The sequence below is a fragment of the Massilia sp. PWRC2 genome, assembly GCF_049896725.1.
GTDB lineage: Bacteria > Pseudomonadota > Gammaproteobacteria > Burkholderiales > Burkholderiaceae_D > JAFCUW01.
In genome coordinates this window covers 13,923-32,258 of sequence record NZ_JAFCUW010000003.1, presented here as the reverse complement: position 1 = coordinate 32,258, position 18,336 = coordinate 13,923, and the positions used below count along the sequence as shown (strand labels likewise).

Genomic DNA, 18,336 nt, shown 5'->3' with positions numbered 1-18,336 from the left:
TTATTCCTTGTTCCCCGGCGTCTCGCCGCCCGGCTGGAAGTCGCTCGGCACGCCGGCCGGCGAGTCCACCGGCAGCACCGCCGGATCTTCTTGCGGCACCGGTACGCGCGTCTTGTCGCCGGGGCGTTTGCCCAGCAAATAAAAATCGAGCGCCTTGCGCACGATGGGGGCAGCGATGGCGGCGCCGAAGCCGGCGTTTTCCACCACCACGGCAATCGCAATGCGCGGCTTGTCGGCCGGCGCGAAGGCGGTGAACAGGGCATTGTCGCGCAGGCGCTCGGGGGTGGCGGCAGCATTGTATTTACCGCCACGCAGTCCCACCACCTGCGCCGTGCCGGTCTTGCCGCCGACCGTGTAGCCGGCATTGCGGAAGGGGATGAAGCCGGTGCCGCTCTGGTCGGTGATCACCCCCACCATGGCACGCTTGATGATGTCGATGTTCTCTTGCTTGAGCGGGATGCGGCCGCTGCTTTTCGCCACCGTCAGCGCGCGCGCGCGGGTGCCGCCGTCTTCGATGATCTTCACCAGGTGCGGCTTCATCACCACGCCATTGTTGGCCAGGGTGGCGATGGCATGGGCCATCTGAATCGGCGTATACGTGTTGTAGCCATTGCCGATGCTGATCGAGATGGTGTCGCCACCGACCCACTTGCTGGTCTGCTTGGCCTTTCGGAAGCGCTCGCGCTTCCATTCCTGCGACGGCAGCACGCCGATTTTTTCGTGTTCAAGATCGATACCGGTGATCTGACCGAAGCCGAACGGCTTCATGAAGTCGTGCAGGCGGTCGATGCCCATTTCGTTACCGAGCTGGTAGTAATAGGTGTCGCACGACGCGACGATCGAGCGATACATATCGATATAACCGTGGCCGCCCTTTTTGTCGTCGTTGAAGCGGTGCCCGCCCAGCATGAAAAAGCCGGGATCGTTGAAGCCCTGTTCGGGACGGCGCAGGCCCAGTTCGAGCGCCGCCAGCGCCATGTACGGCTTGAAGGTCGAGCCGGGCGGATAGGTGCCCGACAGCGGCCGGTTCATCAACGGCCGGTCGAGCGAGGTATTGAGTTCGTTCCAGCTGGCGCTGTCGATACCGTCGACGAACAGGTTGGGATCGAAACCGGGACGCGAGACGTAGGCGAGGACGTCGCCGGTCTCCGGTTCGATCGCCACCAGGGCACCGCGGAAGTCGCCGAACGCTTCTTCGATCACCTTTTGCAGTTCGATGTCGATCGACAGGATCAGGTTCGCACCCGGCACCGCCGCCGTGCGCGACAGGGTGCGGATGGCGCGGCCGCCGGCCGAGCGCTCGACCTGCTCGTAACCGGTCTGACCGTGCAGCTGGCGCTCGTAGCTTTTTTCCAGGCCTTCCTTGCCGATATGGTCGGTGCCGTTGTAGTTGGCAGCATCATCAAGCCCTTCGATGGCACTGGCCTCGCTGGTGTTGATGCGGCCGATATAGCCGATCACGTGCGAGGCCACTTCGCCCAGCGGATACTGGCGAAACAGGCGCGCCTGCACTTCGACGCCGGGAAAGCGGAAGCGCTGGGCGGAAAAGCGCGCCACTTCATCGTCGGTCAGGCGGGTGCGCAGCGGCACGCCGGTAAACGACTTCGACTCTTCCAGCAGGCGCTTAAAACGTTTGCGGTCTTTCGGCTCGATTTCGATCAGCCGCGCCAGCTCATCGATCACCGATTCGAGACTGGCCTCAAGCTTCGATGGCGTGATCTCCAGCGTGTAAGCCGAATAATTGCGTGCCAAAACCACGCCGTTGCGGTCGAGGATCAGGCCACGGTTGGGTACCACCGGCACCACCGCAATGCGGTTTTCCTCGGCCTGCGCCATGTATTTACTGTGGTTGATGACCTGCAGCCAGACGAAGCGCGCCACCAGCAGGCCAAAACAGACAAACACGAACAGCACGACCGCCGTCAGGCGCATCCGGAACAGGTGAATTTCGCGGTCGTTGTCTTTAATTTCAGTCATAGGGGGCAAAGGGCCGGTCAAATCGGCCGGGTGTGATCGCGGTCGACCGCGCGACGTTGTGGCGCCAGCAGCATCCAGGTGATGATGGGCCACAGGGCGACCGCAATCACGCTCTCGACCAGCTGCTCCCAGCCGGGGAACTTGTTCGAGACGATAAAGCGCACCACCAGCTGCACGAACTGGGTCGCCAGCAGCAGCGGGAACACATGCAGCGCCTGGGTCAGTACGGGGAACCACAGCACGCGGCGGTGAATCATGATGGCCAGGTACGACAGCAGCGTATAGGCCAGTGCGTTTTCGCCCAGCAGGGTCGAATCGTGGACGTCCATCATCAGCCCCATGAAAAAGGCGATGCCGATGCCGACCTTGCGCGGCTGGTGGATACCCCAGAATACCAGCACCAGCGCGACAAAATCGGGCACGCCGACCCAGTGCCCCCATGGCAGCAGGTTGAGCATGAAGGCCGCCAGCAGGCTCACGCCGATGAACAGGGGACTGACCGGCTGCAGGATGTAATGGGGACGATTCATGGCGCTTTCGGTGCGGTGGCAACGGCGGCAGGTGGCACAGCGGGGACCGGGACCGCTGGCAGCGCCGGCACTTCCTTCGGTGGCAGCGGCGCCACGTTCTCGAGCGGCGTCATTTTCGGCAGCGCCGCTTTTTTGCCGGCCACCTTGGGCGCTTCGAGCGGTGGGCGTGCCAGCACCTCGGGCGCCTCCATCAGGATCAGGAGCTGGCGGTTGCGGTCGATGCCAGCGAGCGGCTGGCACACCACGCGGCCGAACACGCCGCCGGCATTGCTCTCGACCTGGATCACCCGGGCCACCGCCAGACCGGCCGGATAGACGCCGTCCATGCCGGAAGTGATCAGGACGTCGCCGACGACGATGTCGGCGTTCGGCGCCATGAAGCGCAGATCGAGCACGCCCGAGTGGCCGCGGCCATAGGCCACGCTGCGCAGGCCATTTCTGAGAACCTGGACGGGAATGGCCTGTTCGCGGTCGGTCAACAGCGTCACCTCAGAGGTGAACGGAAACACCCGCGTGACCTGGCCGACCACGCCGGCATTGTCGATCACCGGCATGCCGAGGGCGACCCCCTGGCGCAGGCCACGGTCGAGCACCACCTTGCGGCTGGCCGGATCGCGGGCGTCGTACAGGATCTCGCTCATCATCGACTTGACCGGCAGGTGCTCGCGCGCGCCCATCAGTTTGCGCAGTTGGACGTTCTCGGCGATCTGAAGCTGGGCCTGCTGGAGCTGCTGGGCAGTACTTACCTGCTGGTGGCGCAGTTCCTGCAGCTGCTTTTGCAGCGACGCCAGGGTGGAAAAATAGCTGCCCATATTGGCGCTGGCATCGCGCGGCACCAGCGCCAGCATCTGCAGCGGATAGAGTACGGTGGCAGCGCCCTGGCGCACCATGTCAAGCATGTGCACGCGGGCGTCGAGAAACAGCAGTGCCACTGAAATGCATGCGAACACCGTCACCTTCACCCGTGCGGGCGCGCCTTGCTTGAACAGCGGTGGAGGACTGTATTCCATGATTCCCGTGCAAAGCGCAGGGCCGCAAACCGCGCGCCCTGCCAGGTAGAACGTGGGCCGGCTGGCCCTGGACCATGGCCCGGCCGGCGACCGGGCGCGCGGCCCGGCCTATGGCTTATTCGTACGAGAAGATCGAGCCGAGTTTGTCCATGCGTTCAAGTGCCATGCCCGAGCCGCGTACCACGCAGGTGAGCGGGTCTTCCGCCACCAGCACCGGCAGGCCCGTCTCTTCCATCAGCAGGCGGTCGAGGTCACGCAGCAGCGCGCCGCCGCCGGTGAGCATCATGCCCTTTTCGGCGATGTCGGCGCCCAGTTCGGGCGGGGTTTGCTCGAGGGCATTTTTGACGGCCGAGACGATGTTGTTGAGCGGGTCGGTCAGCGCTTCGAGGATCTCGTTGGACGAAATGGTGAATGAACGGGGAATGCCTTCGGACAGATTGCGGCCCTTGACTTCCATTTCCTTCACTTCCGAACCGGGGAAGGCCGAGCCGATGGCCTTCTTGATCGCTTCAGCGGTCTGCTCGCCGATCAGCATGCCGTAGTTGCGGCGGATGTAATTGACGATGGCTTCGTCGAACTTGTCGCCGCCGACCCGCACCGAACCTTTATACACCATGCCGCCGAGCGAGATGATGCCCACTTCGGTGGTACCGCCGCCGATGTCGACCACCATCGAGCCGGTCGCTTCGGACACTGGCAGGCCGGCGCCAATGGCCGCGGCCATCGGTTCTTCAATCAGGTACACCTGCGAGGCACCGGCACCCAGCGCCGACTCGCGAATGGCGCGCCGCTCGACCTGGGTCGAGCCGCACGGCACGCAAATGATGATGCGCGGCGACGGCCGGAAGAACTTCGAGTCGTGCACCATGCGGATGAACTGCTTGAGCATTTGCTCGGTGACGGTGAAGTCGGCGATCACGCCGTCTTTCATCGGGCGGATCGCCTCGATGTTGCCAGGTACCTTGCCCAGCATTTGCTTGGCTTCTTTGCCGACCGCCTGGATCGTCTTCTTGCCATTCGGGCCGCCTTCCTGGCGGATCGCCACTACCGAAGGTTCATCGAGCACGATACCGAGGCCGCGCACATAAATGAGGGTGTTGGCGGTGCCCAGGTCGATGGCCAGGTCGTTGGAAAAATAGCTGCGTAAAAAACCAAACATGTGTGTCCTGAGGCGCAGTCGAATGCGCAAAACATTGATAGGGAACTGCGGAAAGCGCTCGTTCCGGGCGCGGGCGCGAGGGCGCGCGAGGCGGCGGGCGAGGTGTCATTAAAGCGGCGGCAGCATGGTTACGGCGGCGGCAACGCAATAGCCCGCCATTCTACCTTATAATTTGGCTGTTATCCGCTGAAAACCCCCTCATTTGCAGAGTGTCGCAACGCCTCAACTGACGGGATTGCCAAGGCTGTATGCCTTCTTTTAGGGCAGCGTTGTATAAACTTCTTCTCATTTTTCCAATCACTCTATCGCGGCCCGCGCCGTGCACCTTCTATGTCCCTGACTCTCGCCGATGTGAAACGGATCGCCAACCTGGCCCAACTCGATATGGACGACGCCCATGCCGCCGTCGCGCTGGGTGAACTAAACGGCATTTTCGCCCTGGCCGAGCAGATGCAGGCCATCGATACGGAAGGCGTGGCGCCGCTGTCGCAACCGCTGGCGGCGGTGCTGGGCAATCTGCCGCTGCGCCTGCGCGACGACGTGGTGACCGAATCGAACCACCGCGAGGCCTACCAGGCGCCGGCGCCGGCCACCGCCGACGGTTTGTACCTGGTGCCGAAAGTGATCGAATAAGTTTTCAACTTTTACGCCGTCAGGCATCCCTTCGCCATTTGTCGCCACCGGGCGCCCCGGCGCTTTATCAGGACCCGAATTGAACGCCATGCACAGCAAGACCCTCAAGCAGCTCTCCACCATGCTGCACGCGAAAGACATCTCGGCCACCGAACTGACCCGCCACTACCTGGCGCGCGCCCAGGCCAGTGAGCTCAACGCCTTTTTGCACATCGATGCCGAGCTGTCGCTGGCGCAGGCCGCCGCCGCCGATGCGCGCCTGGCCGTGGGCAGCAGCGGCCCGCTGACGGGCATCCCGATCGCCCACAAAGATATTTTCGTCACCGAAGGCTGGCGCTCGACGGCCGGCTCGAAGATGCTGGCCAATTACGTCAGCCCCTTCAATGCCACCGTGGTCGACAAATTTGCTGCTGCCGGCATGGTCACCCTGGGCAAACTCAATTGTGACGAATTCGCCATGGGCTCGTCGAACCAGAACTCGGCGTTCGGCGCCGTGAAAAATCCGTGGGACCTGCAGGCCGTGCCAGGTGGCTCGTCGGGCGGCTCGGCGGCAGCGATTGCCGCCCGCCTGGCGCCGGCCGCCACCGCCACGGACACCGGCGGCTCGATCCGCCAGCCGGCCGCCTTTTGCGGCGTCACCGGCATCAAGCCGACTTACGGCCGCGTCTCGCGCTTTGGCATGATCGCCTTTGCCTCCTCGCTCGACCAGGGCGGCCCGATGGCGCAAACGGCCGAAGACTGCGCCATGCTGTTAAATGAAATGGTCGGTTTCGATGAGCGCGATTCGACCAGCTTGACGGCGGCCCAGGGCAATCTGCGCGAAGATTTTACACGCGAGCTGGCAACACCTCTCGCGGGTCTGCGCATCGGTGTACCGAAAGAGTATTTTGGTGACGGGCTGGCCGCTGACGTCGAAGCGGCCGTGCGCGCAGCGCTGGCGCAGTTCGTCAAGCTGGGCGCCAGCCTGGTCGATATCTCGCTGCCCAAAACGGCGCAATCGATCCCCGTCTATTACATCATCGCCCCGGCCGAGGCATCATCGAACCTGTCGCGCTTTGACGGCGTACGCTATGGCCACCGCGCCAGCGCGTACAAGGACCTGGCCGACATGTATAAAAAAACCCGCGCCGAGGGCTTCGGCGCCGAGGTCCAACGCCGCATCATGGTCGGCACGTATGTGCTGTGCCACGGCTATTACGACGCCTACTACCTGAAGGCGCAAAAAATCCGCCGCCTGATCGCCGAAGATTTTCAGGCGGTGCTGGGCCACAGCTGCGACGTCATCATGGGACCGGTGGCGCCCACCGTCGCCTGGGACCTGGGCGAAAAGACCGACGATCCGGTAGCGGCCTACCTGGCCGACATCTTTACGCTGTCGACCAGCCTGGCGGGTCTGCCCGGCCTGTCGGTCCCGTGCGGCTTTGGCCAGGGAGAGAAAAATGCCAGCCGCCCGGTCGGCCTGCAAATCATCGGTAATTATTTTGCCGAAGCGAAGCTGCTGGGCATCGCCCACCAGTACCAGCTGGCCACCGACTGGCATGCGCGCGCGCCGGCCGGCGTGTAAGCCGGCGCCCGTGGCAGAATAAAAACAGAGCAGAACAAAATAGAAAAAAAGAGGAAATACCATGCAATGGGAAGTCGTCATCGGTCTTGAGAACCACGTGCAGCTCACCACCAACTCGAAAATTTTCAGCGGCAGCGCCATCCGTTTTGGCGCCGAGCCAAACACCCAGGCCAGCCCGGTTGACCTGGCCCTGCCCGGCGTGCTGCCGGTGATGAACCGCGGCGCCGTCGAGCGGGCCATCCGCTTCGGCCTGGCGGTGGGCGCCACCATCGCGCCGCACTCGATTTTCGCGCGCAAAAACTATTTTTACCCCGATTCGCCCAAGGGTTACCAGATCAGCCAGTTCGAAGACCCGGTGGTGGTCGGCGGCCAGGTCAGCTTCGGCTTCGAAAAAGACGGCAAGTTCGAAACGCGCACCATCAACCTGACCCGCGCCCACCTTGAAGAAGACGCTGGCAAGTCGCTGCACGAAGACTACCAGGGCATGACCGGCATCGACCTCAATCGCTGCGGCACGCCGCTGCTGGAAATCGTCTCCGAGCCGGAAATGCGCAGCGCCCAGGAAGCGGTGGCCTACGCCAAGGCGCTGCACTCGCTGGTGGTGTGGCTCGGTGTGTGCGACGGTAATATGCAGGAAGGCTCGTTCCGCTGCGACGTCAACGTCTCCGTGCGCCCGCTCGGCCAGACCGAATTTGGTACCCGTTGCGAGATCAAAAACCTCAACTCCTTCCGCTTCATCGAAGAAGCCGTCAACTACGAAGTGCGCCGCCAGATCGAACTGATCGAAGACGGCGGCAAGGTGCAGCAAGCGACGCGCCTGTGGGACCCGGACAAAAAAGAAACGCGTTCGATGCGTTCGAAAGAAGACGCCCAGGATTACCGCTATTTTCCCGACCCCGATTTACCACCACTGGAAATCTCGGCCGAGTGGATCGCCCGCGTGCGCGCCGACATGCCCGAACTGCCGGCAGCCATGCGCACGCGCTTTGTCAGCGATTACGGTCTGCCTGAATACGACGCCCTCATCTTGACGTCGTCGCACGAGATGGCGGCGTATTTCGAAGCGGTGGTGGCGCAGGCCGGCCAGGGCAATGCCAAGACGGCGGCCAACTGGCTGATGGGCGAAGTGGCGTCGACCTTAAACAGTGCTGGCGTGGAGATTGCCGCGTCGCCGGTGGAAGCGTCGCAACTGGCGCTGCTGCTCAAGCGGATCGCCGACGGCACCATCTCCAACAAGATTGCCAAGGAAGTCTTCGCGGCCATGTGGGAAGCCGCATCGAACGATGCGGCGATTGCCGACATCATCATCGACCAGAAGGGTTTACGGCAAATCTCCGACAGCGGCGCCCTCGAAGCGATCATCGACGAGGTGCTGGCGGCGAACGCCAAGTCGGTCGAGCAGTACCGCGCCGGCAAGGAAGCGGCCATCAATGCGCTGATCGGCCAGGCCATGAAAGCATCGAAAGGCAAGGCCAATCCGGCCCAGCTGACCGAACTGCTGAAGAAGAAGCTGAGCGCCTGATAGCATGGGGACTGGTACCTGCGGTGCCGGTCCCCGTGCATCACACCCCGTACTTTGCCCGGTAGGCCGCTACTTTTTCGCGCGAGGCCGCCAGCGCGGCATCGCCGCCCTGCTCGCCCAGGTAGGTCAGCAAATCGTCCAGATTGCCAATCGAGATCACCGGAATCCCGAATTCTTCGCTGACCGCCTGCACCGCCGACCCGGCCGATAACGCACCGTCCGCCCCCGAGCGCTCCATGCGGTCGAGCGCAATCAACACCGCGCACGGCTCGGCGCCGGCGGCGCGTATCATCTGCACCGATTCGCGCACCGAGGTGCCGGCCGAGATGACATCATCGATGATCACCACTTTGCCCTGCAGCTTGGCGCCGACGATGGTGCCGCCTTCGCCATGGTCTTTGGCTTCCTTGCGGTTGAAGGCGAACGAGGTATTGCGGCCCTTGCCGGCCAGCGCCACCGCGGTGGCGCTGGCCAGGGTGATGCCCTTGTAGGCGGGACCGAACAGCATGTCGAATTCGACGCTGGAATCGAGCAGGGTCTGGGCATAGAACTGCGCCAGCTGGGCCAGGGTCGCCCCTTCGTGAAACAGGCCGGCATTAAAAAAATACGGCGACTGGCGCCCCGCCTTGGTGGTGAACTCGCCGAAGCGCAGCACGCCCGCCGAGACCGAAAACGCGATAAACTGCTGCCGTAAATTGTCCACTATGACCCCTGTCGAAAAATAAGTGGCTGTATTGTAAACCCGCTGCCCCTCCTCTGCCTCCATGCCCAAAATTATCTCCGCCAATCTCAATGGCATCCGCTCCGCCCACAAGAAGGGTTTTTTCAACTGGATGGGCACGCAGGACGCCGATTTCATCTGCGTGCAGGAGTTAAAAGCGCAGCAGGACGACATGACCGAGGAATTTCTGACGCCGCACGGCTACCACGGCCATTTTCACTATGCTGCCAAAAAAGGCTATTCGGGCACCGGCGTGTATAGCCGCGTCAAGCCGGACGCCGTCGTCACTGGCTTCGGCAGTGACGAATTCGACGCCGAGGGCCGCTACACGCGCGTCGACTGCGGCGACGTTAGCATTGTGTCGGTGTACTGCCCGTCGGGTTCAGCGTCACCGGAACGCCAGCTGGCCAAGTTTCGCTTCATGGCGCAGTTCCTGCCGCACCTGCTGGCCTTGAAGGCAGAAGGCCGCGAACTGGTCATCTGCGGCGACTGGAATATCGCCCACCAGGAAATCGACCTGAAAAACTTCAAGGGCAACCGCAAAAACTCGGGCTTTCTGCCGGAAGAGCGGGCCTGGCTGACGCAGGTGTTCGACGAAGTCGGTTTTGTCGACGTCCACCGGGGTCTCGACAAGCGTGAAGAACAGTACACCTGGTGGAGTAACCGCGGCCAGGCGTACGCCAAGAACGTCGGCTGGCGCATCGATTACCATGTCGCCACCCCGGCCATCGCGGCGCAGGCGCACACGGTGGCGGTCTACAAGGACGAGCGCTTTTCAGATCATGCGCCGCTGGTGATTGACTATCGCCCTGTGTTGACTGGCACCTGAGCTACAGCAGCACGCCAGCGACTGCATCGTATTTGACTGCACCTGCACATACCGGCAGTCTGGCTTATCGTCGGATTTTTCATTCACAACCGAGAATTGCGCGCACATGGACATTCTTGGCACCGGTATTTACTCGCTCAACCAGGCCGCTCGCCTGGTTGGTGTAGAACCGCGCGCCTTGCGCAGGTGGCTGCTGGGGTACTCGCGTAGCTACAAGGGAAAACAAGTCCACTCTGCGCCGCTGTGGCAAACGCATTTTCCTGGAAGCGGTCGAGCAGGCGACGGGCGAGCCGCACTTGCTTGATGTTTTGCATAAGCAGTTTGTTTTTTCGGACATCATCAAGCCCTCGCTGTATGCCAGCATCGATTACACCGCTGATGGCGCGGTCCGCTGGTTTCCCATGGGGCGGCGCAAAAGTATTGTGCTTGACCCTGCATTGCGGTTTGGTAGCCCCATCATCTCGCACACCGGCGTGCCAACCGATACGATCTACGCCGCTTACCTCGCGGAAGGTCGCGACAAGGGCATGGTGGCAAGGGTATACGACCTGACACCAAGAATGGTCGCCGATGCCGTTGCGTTCGAAGAAAGGCTTGCCGCTTGAATTTTTTCTTTGACAACAATCTTTCCCACATTTAGCGCGTGGTATCAGGGAGTTATCAAAAGTCTTTCCGGACATCGATCCAGTCATTCATCTCAGCGAGCGCTTTGCGCGCGATGCACCTGACGTCGAGTGGATCGGTGAACTTGCCGGCAATGGTCCGTGGTGTGTCATTTCTATCGACAAGTTCAAGAAGCAGCGGGGCGCCGAGCGCGAAGCCATCAACAACGCTGGACTTACGGTCTTCGTGCTGGACCCACAATGATTCAGACGGCACCGAGCGTCTCCCCAGCAAATTGTCACGCGATTAACTGGCGCTGGCTGAAAAACGCCCGCTGCTGCCCGCTGAGCGGATCGACGAACGCGATCGAGCGCGCCAGCAGTTGCAGGGGCGCGGAAAAATCGTCGCCCTTGCATGGCAGCGCCACTGGGTAAAATGCGTCGTTGAGAATCGGCGCGCCGAGTGAGGCCATGTGCACGCGCAGCTGGTGCTTGCGGCCCGTGTGTGGCTGCAGGCGGTACAGGGCGTGCGCGCCGCGCCGCTCGATCAGTTCGATGATGGTCTCGGAATTGGCTGCACCCTCGACCTCGCGCATAACGAAAAACTGTTCGGCGTCGACCATCCGGCTGCGGTAAATATACGGAAAGTCGAGCGCCAAAGGCGCCGCCAGCGCCTCGTACACTTTGCTGACGCTACGCTGCTGGAACAGCGACTGGTAGGCGCCGCGCGAGCTTGGCTCGCTGGAAAACACTACCACGCCGGCCGTCTCGCGGTCGAGCCGGTGGATGGGCGTGAGCGCCGGCAGACCCAGTCTGTCTTTCAGGCGCACCAGCAGGGTCTCGCGCAGAAAGCGGCCGGCGGGCGTCATCGGCAGAAAATGGGGCTTGTCGACCACCACCAGGTGCGCATCCTGGAACAGCACCGTTTCCTCAAAAGGGATCGGGGTCTCGCGCTCCACTTCACGGTAGTACCAGATGCGCATGCCGGGCTGGAAAGCGCTGTCCGCTGCCAGCACCCGGCCCTCGCCATCGACCACTTCGCCACGCGCCATGCGGCGCCGCCACGAGTGGGCATCAACGGCGGGGAACTGCGCCAGCAGGAAGGCCAGCAAGTTCTCCCAGCGTCCGGGCGGCAGCCACAAATAGCTGGGCGCCACACCAGCGACCAGCGGCAGTGGCACGAAGGCGTTTTTTTCTGCTTGCCAGCCCATCGCGCTAGTGCCGCGCCGCGTCAGCGTTCCACGGCGCGATTTTTGGCAGCATCAGCATGGCAGGAACGGCCAGCACGAAGCAGATGATAAAAAACACGAACCAGCCCGTTTCGGCGACGATAAAGCCGGTGATCGAATTCATGAAGGTGCGCGGCACCGCGGCCAGGCTGGAAAACAGCGCGTACTGGGTGGCGGTATAGCGCGGATCGGTCGAGCGCGAAATAAAAGCGACCAAAGCGGCAGCGCCCAAACCCAGGCTGGCAAACGATTCGAAACCGATCACGCCGGCCAGCAGGAACTGGTTCGCCCCCACCTGCGCCAGCCAGGCAAAGCCGAGAATGGCCACCGCCTGCAGCACGCCGAACACCCACAGCGCGCGGTTAATGCCCAGCTTGACCATCCACAGCCCGCCCACCACGCCGCCGGCCAGGCTGGCCCACAGGCCGGTGGCATTTGCCGCCAGGCCGATCTGGGTGGTGCTAAAACCGATATCGAGATAAAACTTGGTGGCCAGCGCGGTGGCCATGCTGTCGCCGATTTTATACAGCAAAATGAAGCCAAGGATCACGGCCGCCTGCTTGAAGCCGTCGCGTTTGACGAATTCGCGGAACGGTTCGATGATCGCTTCGCGCATATTGCGTGGCGGCGCGCCGTAGACGGTCGGCTCGGGGGCGATCAGGGTGCAGATCAACCCGGGCAGCATGAAGGCAGCGACGATCCAGAACACCAGCGCCCACGGCAGCGTATCGGCCAGCACCAGACCGAGCGCGCTGGGCACCAGTCCCGCTGCTTTATAGGCGTTGACGCTGACCGCGGCGCCCAGGCCCTGCTCGGCATCGATGAGGATTTCGCGGCGATAGGCATCGATGACGATGTCCTGGCTGGCCGACAAAAACGTCATGACGCCGGCCGCCAGCACGATCAGCGGCAGCTGTGTGCGCGGATCGAGCGCGCCCATGCCGCCGATGACGCCGAACAGCGCCAGCTGGGTCACCGCCATCCAGCCGCGCCGCCGTCCCAGCGGCAGGCTGTAGCGGTCCATGAACGGTGCCCACAAAAATTTGAAGGTGTAAGGAAAACCGACCAGCGCGAACAGGCCCAGCGCCTTGACGTCGACCCCGGCCTTGGCCAGCCACGCCTGCATCAGGTACAGCATGATGAACAGCGGCAGGCCGGACGAAAAGCCGAGGAACAGCACCGCCAGCATGCGCGTGCTGAACAGGTGGCGCCATTCGAACGGCGCGTTTTGCATCGCACTCACAGCGGCCGCGCTTTCTTGCGCAGCCTGAACACGGCGAGGCTGCCGCGCAGGTTCGGCAGCCACGACACCACCGAGCCGTCTGCGGCCAGCGCCACCCGTTCGAGCACTTCGAGGCCGCATTCGGCCGCCAGTTCTTCGAAGTCGTAGATGGTGGCGCAGCGCACGTTGGGGGTGTCGAACCACTGGTAAGGCAGCGATTTTGAGACCGGCATGCGCCCGCGCAGCAGCGCCACGCGGTGCGGCCAGTAGGCAAAATTGGGGAACGAGACGATCGCCTCATGACCGACCCGCACGATGTCGCGCAATAGCGGCTCGACGTGCTGCATCATTTGCAGCGATTGCAGGCACAGCACCGTGTCGAAGGCATTGTCGCCGAACAGGCCGAGTCCCTTTTCCATGTCTTGCTGGATGACGTTGATGCCGCGCTGGGCCGATTCGAGCAGCTTGTCATCAGCGATCTCGATACCGTAGCCGCTGCAGCCCTTGTCGGCCTGCAGAAAGCCCATCATGGCGCCGTCGCCGCAACCGACGTCGAGCACATGGGCGCTGGGCTGGACCCAGCGGGCGATGAAGGCCAGGTCGGGCCGCACGGTTTGCAGCTGGTCGAGGTTCATGCGCTCGCTCCTTGATTGACGCCGTGCCAGATGCGCTGGTACCAGGCGCGCACCATATTCATGTAGCGGGAGTCTTCCAGCAAAAAGGCGTCGTGGCCGTGCGGGGCGTCGATTTCGGCATAGGTGACCTGGCGGCGGTTGGAAATGAGCGCCTCGACGATTTCGCGCGAGCGCTCGGGAGAAAAGCGCCAGTCGGTGGAAAACGAGGCGATGAAAAAAGCTGCTTCGGTGCCTTCGAGCGCGCGCGTCAGATTGCCATCGTGGGCCAGCGCCGGATCGAAATAGTCGAGCGCCTTGGTGATCAACAGGTAGGTGTTGGCGTCAAAATATTCGCTGAACTTGTCACCCTGGTAGCGCAGGTAAGACTCGATCTCGAAGTCGATGCCGAAGTCGAATTTGTATTCGTTCGATTCGGCCGCATTGCGCAGCTTGCGGCCGAATTTTTCGGCCATGTCGTCGTCCGACAGGTAGGTGATGTGGCCGACCATGCGCGCCACCCGCAGGCCGTTTTTCGGCACCACGCCATGCTCGTAAAAATCGCCGCCATGGTAATCGGGGTCCGACAGGATGGCCTGGCGGGCGACGTCGTTGAAGGCGATGTTTTGCGCCGTCAGCTTGGGGGTCGAGGCGATTACCATGCAGTTGGCCAGGCGCTTGGGGTACATGATCGACCAGGCCAGAGCCTGCATGCCGCCGAGCGAGCCGCCCATCACGCAGGCAAACTGCTCGATGCCCAGCTGGTCGGCCAGGCGCGCCTGCGCCGCCACCCAGTCTTCCACCGTCACCACCGGGAAGGCGGCGCCGTACGGTTTAGCGGTGGCGGGATTGATGTCCATCGGCCCCGTCGAACCGAAACACGAACCCAGGTTGTTGACGCCGATGACAAAAAAACGGTCGGTATCGAGCGGCTTGCCGGGGCCGACCATATTGTCCCACCAGCCGACTTTTTTCGGGTCGTCGGCGTAGATGCCGGCGACGTGGTGCGAGGCGTTCAGGGCGTGGCAGACCAGCACGGCGTTTGAACGGTCGGCATTGAGGGCACCGTAGGTTTCATACATGAGGGTGTAATCGGCCAGCTGCGCCCCGCTTTGCAGGCGCAGCGGTTCGGCGAACGACATCGTTTGCGGTGAGACTATTCCAATGGACGCCATGAGACTCGAATCTGTGTGTGGGCTTGCTGACTGTGTTGTGGGTGGGGGACGCCGCTGCGTCGCCTACATCGTTTGCATCTGGGCGACGGCGTCGGCAATCGCTTGCGGCTCCATGGTGCGCAGGATCTTGGCTGTCTGCCTGGTCAGCGTCGGCAGATCACAGCGCAGGATTTCCTGTTTGACCGCCAGCAGCTGGGCCGGATGCATGGAAAATTCGCGCAGCCCCATGCCCAGTAACAGCCGGGTGAGCTTGACGTCGCCGGCCATTTCGCCGCACACGGCGACATCGATGCCGGCCTTGTGGCCGGCGGCGATGGTCATCGCGATCAGCTGCAAGATGGCAGGATGGAGCGGGTTGTACAGGTGCGCCACTTCGTAGTCGACGCGGTCGATCGCCAGCGTGTATTGAATCAGGTCGTTGGTGCCGATCGACAGAAAATCCATGCGCCGCACGAACATGGGCAGCGCCAGCGCCGCCGCCGGAATTTCGATCATGGCGCCCACTTCGACCCCTTCATCGAACTTGTGGCCGGCGTCGCGCAGCTGGGTTTTGGCCTGCTCGATCATGGCCAGGGTCTGGTCGATTTCAAAGGCGTGCGCCAGCATGGGGATCAGCAGGCGCACCTTGCCGAACGCCGAGGCGCGCAGGATCGCCCGCAGCTGCGTCAAAAACAGCTGCGGCTCGGCCAGGCAGTAGCGGATCGCGCGCAAGCCCAGCGCCGGATTGAGGGCGGTGTGTTCGGTCTGGTCGAGCGGCTTGTCAGCGCCGATGTCGAGGGTGCGGATGACCACCGGCCGGCCCTTCATGGCGAGCACCGCTTTTTTGTACTGTTCGAACTGCTCTTCTTCGCTGGGCACCATGTGGGCATGGCCACCACGGCCCATGAACAGGAACTCGGAGCGGAACAGGCCCACGCCATTGGCACCGGCGTCGAGCGCGGCGCCGCAGTCGTCGGGCAGCTCGATATTGGCCAGCAGCGTGATGGCGGTGCCATCGAGAGTGACGGCCGGGGTTTTTTTCAGCTTGAGCAGCTTTTTGCGGGTTTTTTGCAGCACCAGCTGGCGCGCGCGGTACTGCTCGAGTACCAGCGGGCTGGGATTGGCGATGACGACACCGGCGTCGCCATCGATGATGACCCAGTCGTCCTGCTCGATCAGCTGCGATGCCTGCGACATGCCGACCGCCGCCGGGATGTCCAGACTGCGGGCGACGATCGCCGTGTGCGAGTTCTGGCCGCCGACGTCGGTGACGAAACCGATAAAGGAGCGGTCGCGGAACTGCAGCATGTCGGCCGGTGAAATATCGTGGGCGACGACGATCATCTGCGGCTGGTATTCGTCGTTCGGCAAGCGCGGTACCACCAGCTGGGCGCTGCCCATCAAGACCTTGAGGACGCGCTCGGCCACCTGCTGGATATCGGCTTTTCGTTCGCGCAGATACTCGTCTTCGATCTCGTCGAACTGCGCCGACAGTTCATCGATCTGGGTGACCAGGGCCCATTCGGCGTTGTAGTGACGGCTGCGGATGATGTCGATGGCCGCTTCCGAAATCATCGGGTCCGACAAAATCAGCGCGTGGACGTCGATGAAGGCGCCCAGCTCGGTGGGGGCGTCTTTGGGCAGCTCGGTCCACAGCAGCTGCAGGCCGCGGTGCACTTCGGCGATGGCATCCTGCAGGCGCCGCACTTCGGCTTCGAGCTGCTCTTCGGGCACCAGGTAGTGCTTGACGTCGAGCGCCGCAGGCGTCAACAGATGGGCGCGGCCGATCGAAATGCCGCGCGAGACGGGAATGCCATGCAAGGTGAACGATGCCATCGAAAGCCCCTGTGGCGCGCGCATGCCGTAGCCCGGCATTACTCGCCTTCGCCGAATTTGTCGTTGACCAGCGCCGTCAGCGCCGTGAGGGCATCGCCCTCGTCGGCGCCATCGGCTTCGAGCAGTACCTTGGCGCCTTTGCCGGCGGCCAGCATCATCACCCCCATGATCGACTTGGCATTGATGCGGCGGCCGTTACGGGTCAGCCAGATTTCGCTTTTGTACTTGGCAGCGAGCTGGGTGAATTTGGCGGAGGCACGCGCATGCAGGCCCAGCTTGTTGATGATTTCCAGCTCTTGTTGGATCATGTTCGTCGTCTTGGATAAATGGCTCTTGACCGCCCCGGAGCATCTCCGGCGCCCTTGGTTGTACTGCGCCTGCTTGTTTTACTTATACCCGGATGCGATTGTCGACCCGCACCGCGCCACTCTGGGCGCCGGCCAGCGCCATTTCCACCACCACGTCGAGCGTGTCGCGCCGGTAGGTGATCGCCCGCAGCAGCATGGGCAGGCTGATGCCGGCGATGACTTCGACCTGACCGGGCACCGTCAGCGAATTGCAGCAGTTCGATGGCGTGCCACCCTTGATATCGGTGATCACCAGCACGCCATTGCCGTCGTCGAGGCGGCTGATGGCAGCGCGTGCCAGCTCGTGCACCTCGGCGATGTCCTGATCGGCGGTAACGTCGATCGCCTCGAAGCGTTCGGTGGTACCGCGAAAGACGTGGGCCACGGCAGCGATAAAAGCCTGTCCCAGCGGCGCGTGCGTGAGCAGCAGGATGCCGACCATATCAGCGCTGTGCCCGCGCCTCGACGGCGTCGATGAACACCGCGGCGACATCAAAGCCGGTCTGGTCGAAGATCTCCTGGAAGCAGGTCGGGCTGGTGACGTTCACTTCGGTCAGGTAATCGCCAATGATGTCCAATCCTACCAGCAGAAGACCACGCGCCGCTAGGAGTGGACCGAGAGTTTCGGCAATTTCGCGGTCGCGCGGCGAAATCGGCTGGGCGCGGCCGACGCCACCGGCGGCCAGGTTGCCGCGCACTTCGCCGCCTTGCGGAATGCGCGCGAGCACAAACGGCAACGGTTTGCCATCGATGACCAGCACGCGCTTGTCGCCGTGGACGATGGCGGGAATGTATTTTTGCGCCATGATCGTGCGGGTACCAAGTTCGGTGAGCATCTCGATGACCGAACCGAGATTCATGCCGTCGTCCATGATGCGGAAGATGCCGGCGCCGCCCATGCCGTCGAGCGGCTTGAAAATGACGTCGCCATGCTCGGCGTGGAAGGCGCGCAGGCGGGTGTCGCTGGAAGTGACCAGGGTGGGCGAAGTAAATTGCGAAAACTGGGCGATCGCTAACTTCTCGTTGTGCGAGCGGATCGCCGCCGGGCTGTTGAAGACGCGCGCACCCTGGCTCTCGGCCAGTTCCAGCAATTGGGTCAGGTAGACGTACTCCATGTCGAACGGCGGGTCCTTGCGCTCGATGATGGCGTCAAATTCGCGCAGTTCCATCGATGCTACGGCCACCACGCTGTACCAGTCGGTGGCCGCGCCGGTCAGGGTGATCTGCACCACCTCGGCGCTGACCACGCCGTTTTCCAGCGCCATGTGGCGCTGTTCGAAGGCGTACAGGGTGTGCCCGCGCCGCGCCGCTTCGCGCATCATGGCGAAGGTCGAATCCTTGTAGATTTTAAAACTGGACAGCGGGTCGGCGAGAAAGGCGATTTTCATGG

The 18,336-nt window shown here is 62.7% G+C and carries 19 protein-coding genes; 6 read left to right on the top strand and 13 right to left on the bottom strand.

Annotated elements, in window-relative coordinates:
• The 4 genes from mrdA to ACP7BZ_RS07785 all read right to left on the bottom strand — a co-directional run bounded on the left by mrdA (position 1) and on the right by ACP7BZ_RS07785 (position 4,676).
• Positions 1-1,977: a penicillin-binding protein 2 gene (gene mrdA, locus ACP7BZ_RS07800; RefSeq protein ID WP_426111759.1), complete on the bottom strand. Its 1,977-nt coding sequence runs from the start codon at positions 1,975-1,977 to the stop codon at positions 1-3.
• 17 nt (positions 1,978-1,994) lie between these two features.
• Positions 1,995-2,507: a rod shape-determining protein MreD gene (gene mreD / locus ACP7BZ_RS07795; protein ID WP_426111757.1), complete on the bottom strand. Its 513-nt coding sequence runs from the start codon at positions 2,505-2,507 to the stop codon at positions 1,995-1,997.
• On the bottom strand, positions 2,504-3,517 hold the full coding sequence (mreC, locus tag ACP7BZ_RS07790) for a rod shape-determining protein MreC (protein WP_426111755.1): 1,014 nt from the start codon (positions 3,515-3,517) through the stop codon (positions 2,504-2,506). The genes mreD and mreC overlap by 4 nt, the downstream gene beginning before the upstream one ends.
• Positions 3,518-3,632: 115 nt before the next feature.
• Positions 3,633-4,676: a rod shape-determining protein gene (locus ACP7BZ_RS07785; RefSeq protein ID WP_099915654.1), complete on the bottom strand. Its 1,044-nt coding sequence runs from the start codon at positions 4,674-4,676 to the stop codon at positions 3,633-3,635.
• A gap of 330 nt (positions 4,677-5,006) precedes the next feature.
• Between ACP7BZ_RS07785 and gatC the strand changes: the two genes are divergently transcribed.
• From gatC to gatB, 3 genes are all read left to right on the top strand, one after another.
• Positions 5,007-5,309 (top strand): Asp-tRNA(Asn)/Glu-tRNA(Gln) amidotransferase subunit GatC, encoded by a 303-nt coding sequence (gatC, locus tag ACP7BZ_RS07780; RefSeq protein WP_426111752.1) that lies wholly within the window; start codon positions 5,007-5,009, stop codon positions 5,307-5,309.
• 88 nt (positions 5,310-5,397) lie between these two features.
• Positions 5,398-6,873: an Asp-tRNA(Asn)/Glu-tRNA(Gln) amidotransferase subunit GatA gene (gene gatA, locus ACP7BZ_RS07775; RefSeq protein WP_426112412.1), complete on the top strand. Its 1,476-nt coding sequence runs from the start codon at positions 5,398-5,400 to the stop codon at positions 6,871-6,873.
• Between the two features lie 61 nt (positions 6,874-6,934).
• Positions 6,935-8,395, top strand: coding sequence for an Asp-tRNA(Asn)/Glu-tRNA(Gln) amidotransferase subunit GatB (gene gatB, locus ACP7BZ_RS07770; protein ID WP_426111750.1), 1,461 nt, complete (start codon positions 6,935-6,937; stop codon positions 8,393-8,395).
• 40 nt (positions 8,396-8,435) lie between these two features.
• Here gatB and pyrE read toward each other — a convergent pair whose 3' ends face one another.
• The gene (pyrE, locus tag ACP7BZ_RS07765) at positions 8,436-9,098 is read right to left on the bottom strand and encodes an orotate phosphoribosyltransferase (protein WP_426111749.1); all 663 of its coding nucleotides are present in this window, start codon (positions 9,096-9,098) and stop codon (positions 8,436-8,438) included.
• Between the two features lie 61 nt (positions 9,099-9,159).
• Here pyrE and ACP7BZ_RS07760 point away from each other — a divergent pair, with 61 nt between their 5' ends.
• From ACP7BZ_RS07760 to ACP7BZ_RS07750, 3 genes are all read left to right on the top strand, one after another.
• Positions 9,160-9,945: an exodeoxyribonuclease III gene (locus ACP7BZ_RS07760; RefSeq protein WP_426111747.1), complete on the top strand. Its 786-nt coding sequence runs from the start codon at positions 9,160-9,162 to the stop codon at positions 9,943-9,945.
• Positions 9,946-10,241: 296 nt separating this feature from the next.
• On the top strand, positions 10,242-10,550 hold the full coding sequence (locus ACP7BZ_RS07755) for a DUF433 domain-containing protein (RefSeq protein ID WP_426111745.1): 309 nt from the start codon (positions 10,242-10,244) through the stop codon (positions 10,548-10,550).
• 43 nt (positions 10,551-10,593) lie between these two features.
• A complete protein-coding gene (locus ACP7BZ_RS07750) occupies positions 10,594-10,812 on the top strand; it encodes a hypothetical protein (protein ID WP_426112410.1) in 219 nt (72 codons plus the stop codon).
• A gap of 34 nt (positions 10,813-10,846) precedes the next feature.
• Here the strand turns inward: ACP7BZ_RS07750 and ACP7BZ_RS07745 are convergent, their stop codons facing one another.
• The 8 genes from ACP7BZ_RS07745 to gshB form a co-directional block, all read right to left on the bottom strand.
• Positions 10,847-11,758, bottom strand: coding sequence for an RluA family pseudouridine synthase (locus ACP7BZ_RS07745; protein WP_426111743.1), 912 nt, complete (start codon positions 11,756-11,758; stop codon positions 10,847-10,849).
• 4 nt (positions 11,759-11,762) lie between these two features.
• Positions 11,763-13,010, bottom strand: a complete 1,248-nt coding sequence (locus tag ACP7BZ_RS07740; protein ID WP_426111741.1) for an AmpG family muropeptide MFS transporter — start codon at positions 13,008-13,010, stop codon at positions 11,763-11,765.
• A 5-nt stretch (positions 13,011-13,015) separates the two neighbouring features.
• Positions 13,016-13,633 carry a methionine biosynthesis protein MetW gene (gene metW / locus ACP7BZ_RS07735; RefSeq protein ID WP_426111739.1) on the bottom strand — a complete coding sequence of 206 codons (618 nt, stop codon included), beginning with the start codon at positions 13,631-13,633 and terminating at the stop codon, positions 13,016-13,018.
• Complete coding sequence (gene metX, locus ACP7BZ_RS07730) at positions 13,630-14,784, bottom strand: homoserine O-succinyltransferase MetX (RefSeq protein ID WP_426111737.1); 1,155 nt, start codon at positions 14,782-14,784, stop codon at positions 13,630-13,632. The genes metW and metX overlap by 4 nt, the downstream gene beginning before the upstream one ends.
• A gap of 63 nt (positions 14,785-14,847) precedes the next feature.
• Positions 14,848-16,599 carry a phosphoenolpyruvate--protein phosphotransferase gene (ptsP, locus tag ACP7BZ_RS07725; protein ID WP_426111735.1) on the bottom strand — a complete coding sequence of 584 codons (1,752 nt, stop codon included), beginning with the start codon at positions 16,597-16,599 and terminating at the stop codon, positions 14,848-14,850.
• Positions 16,600-16,637: 38 nt separating this feature from the next.
• On the bottom strand, positions 16,638-16,907 hold the full coding sequence (locus tag ACP7BZ_RS07720) for an HPr family phosphocarrier protein (RefSeq protein ID WP_426111733.1): 270 nt from the start codon (positions 16,905-16,907) through the stop codon (positions 16,638-16,640).
• 82 nt (positions 16,908-16,989) lie between these two features.
• On the bottom strand, positions 16,990-17,388 hold the full coding sequence (locus tag ACP7BZ_RS07715) for a PTS sugar transporter subunit IIA (RefSeq protein WP_426111731.1): 399 nt from the start codon (positions 17,386-17,388) through the stop codon (positions 16,990-16,992).
• Position 17,389: 1 nt separating this feature from the next.
• Positions 17,390-18,334 (bottom strand): glutathione synthase, encoded by a 945-nt coding sequence (gene gshB, locus ACP7BZ_RS07710; RefSeq protein WP_426111729.1) that lies wholly within the window; start codon positions 18,332-18,334, stop codon positions 17,390-17,392.
• Positions 18,335-18,336: the final 2 nt, after the last annotated feature.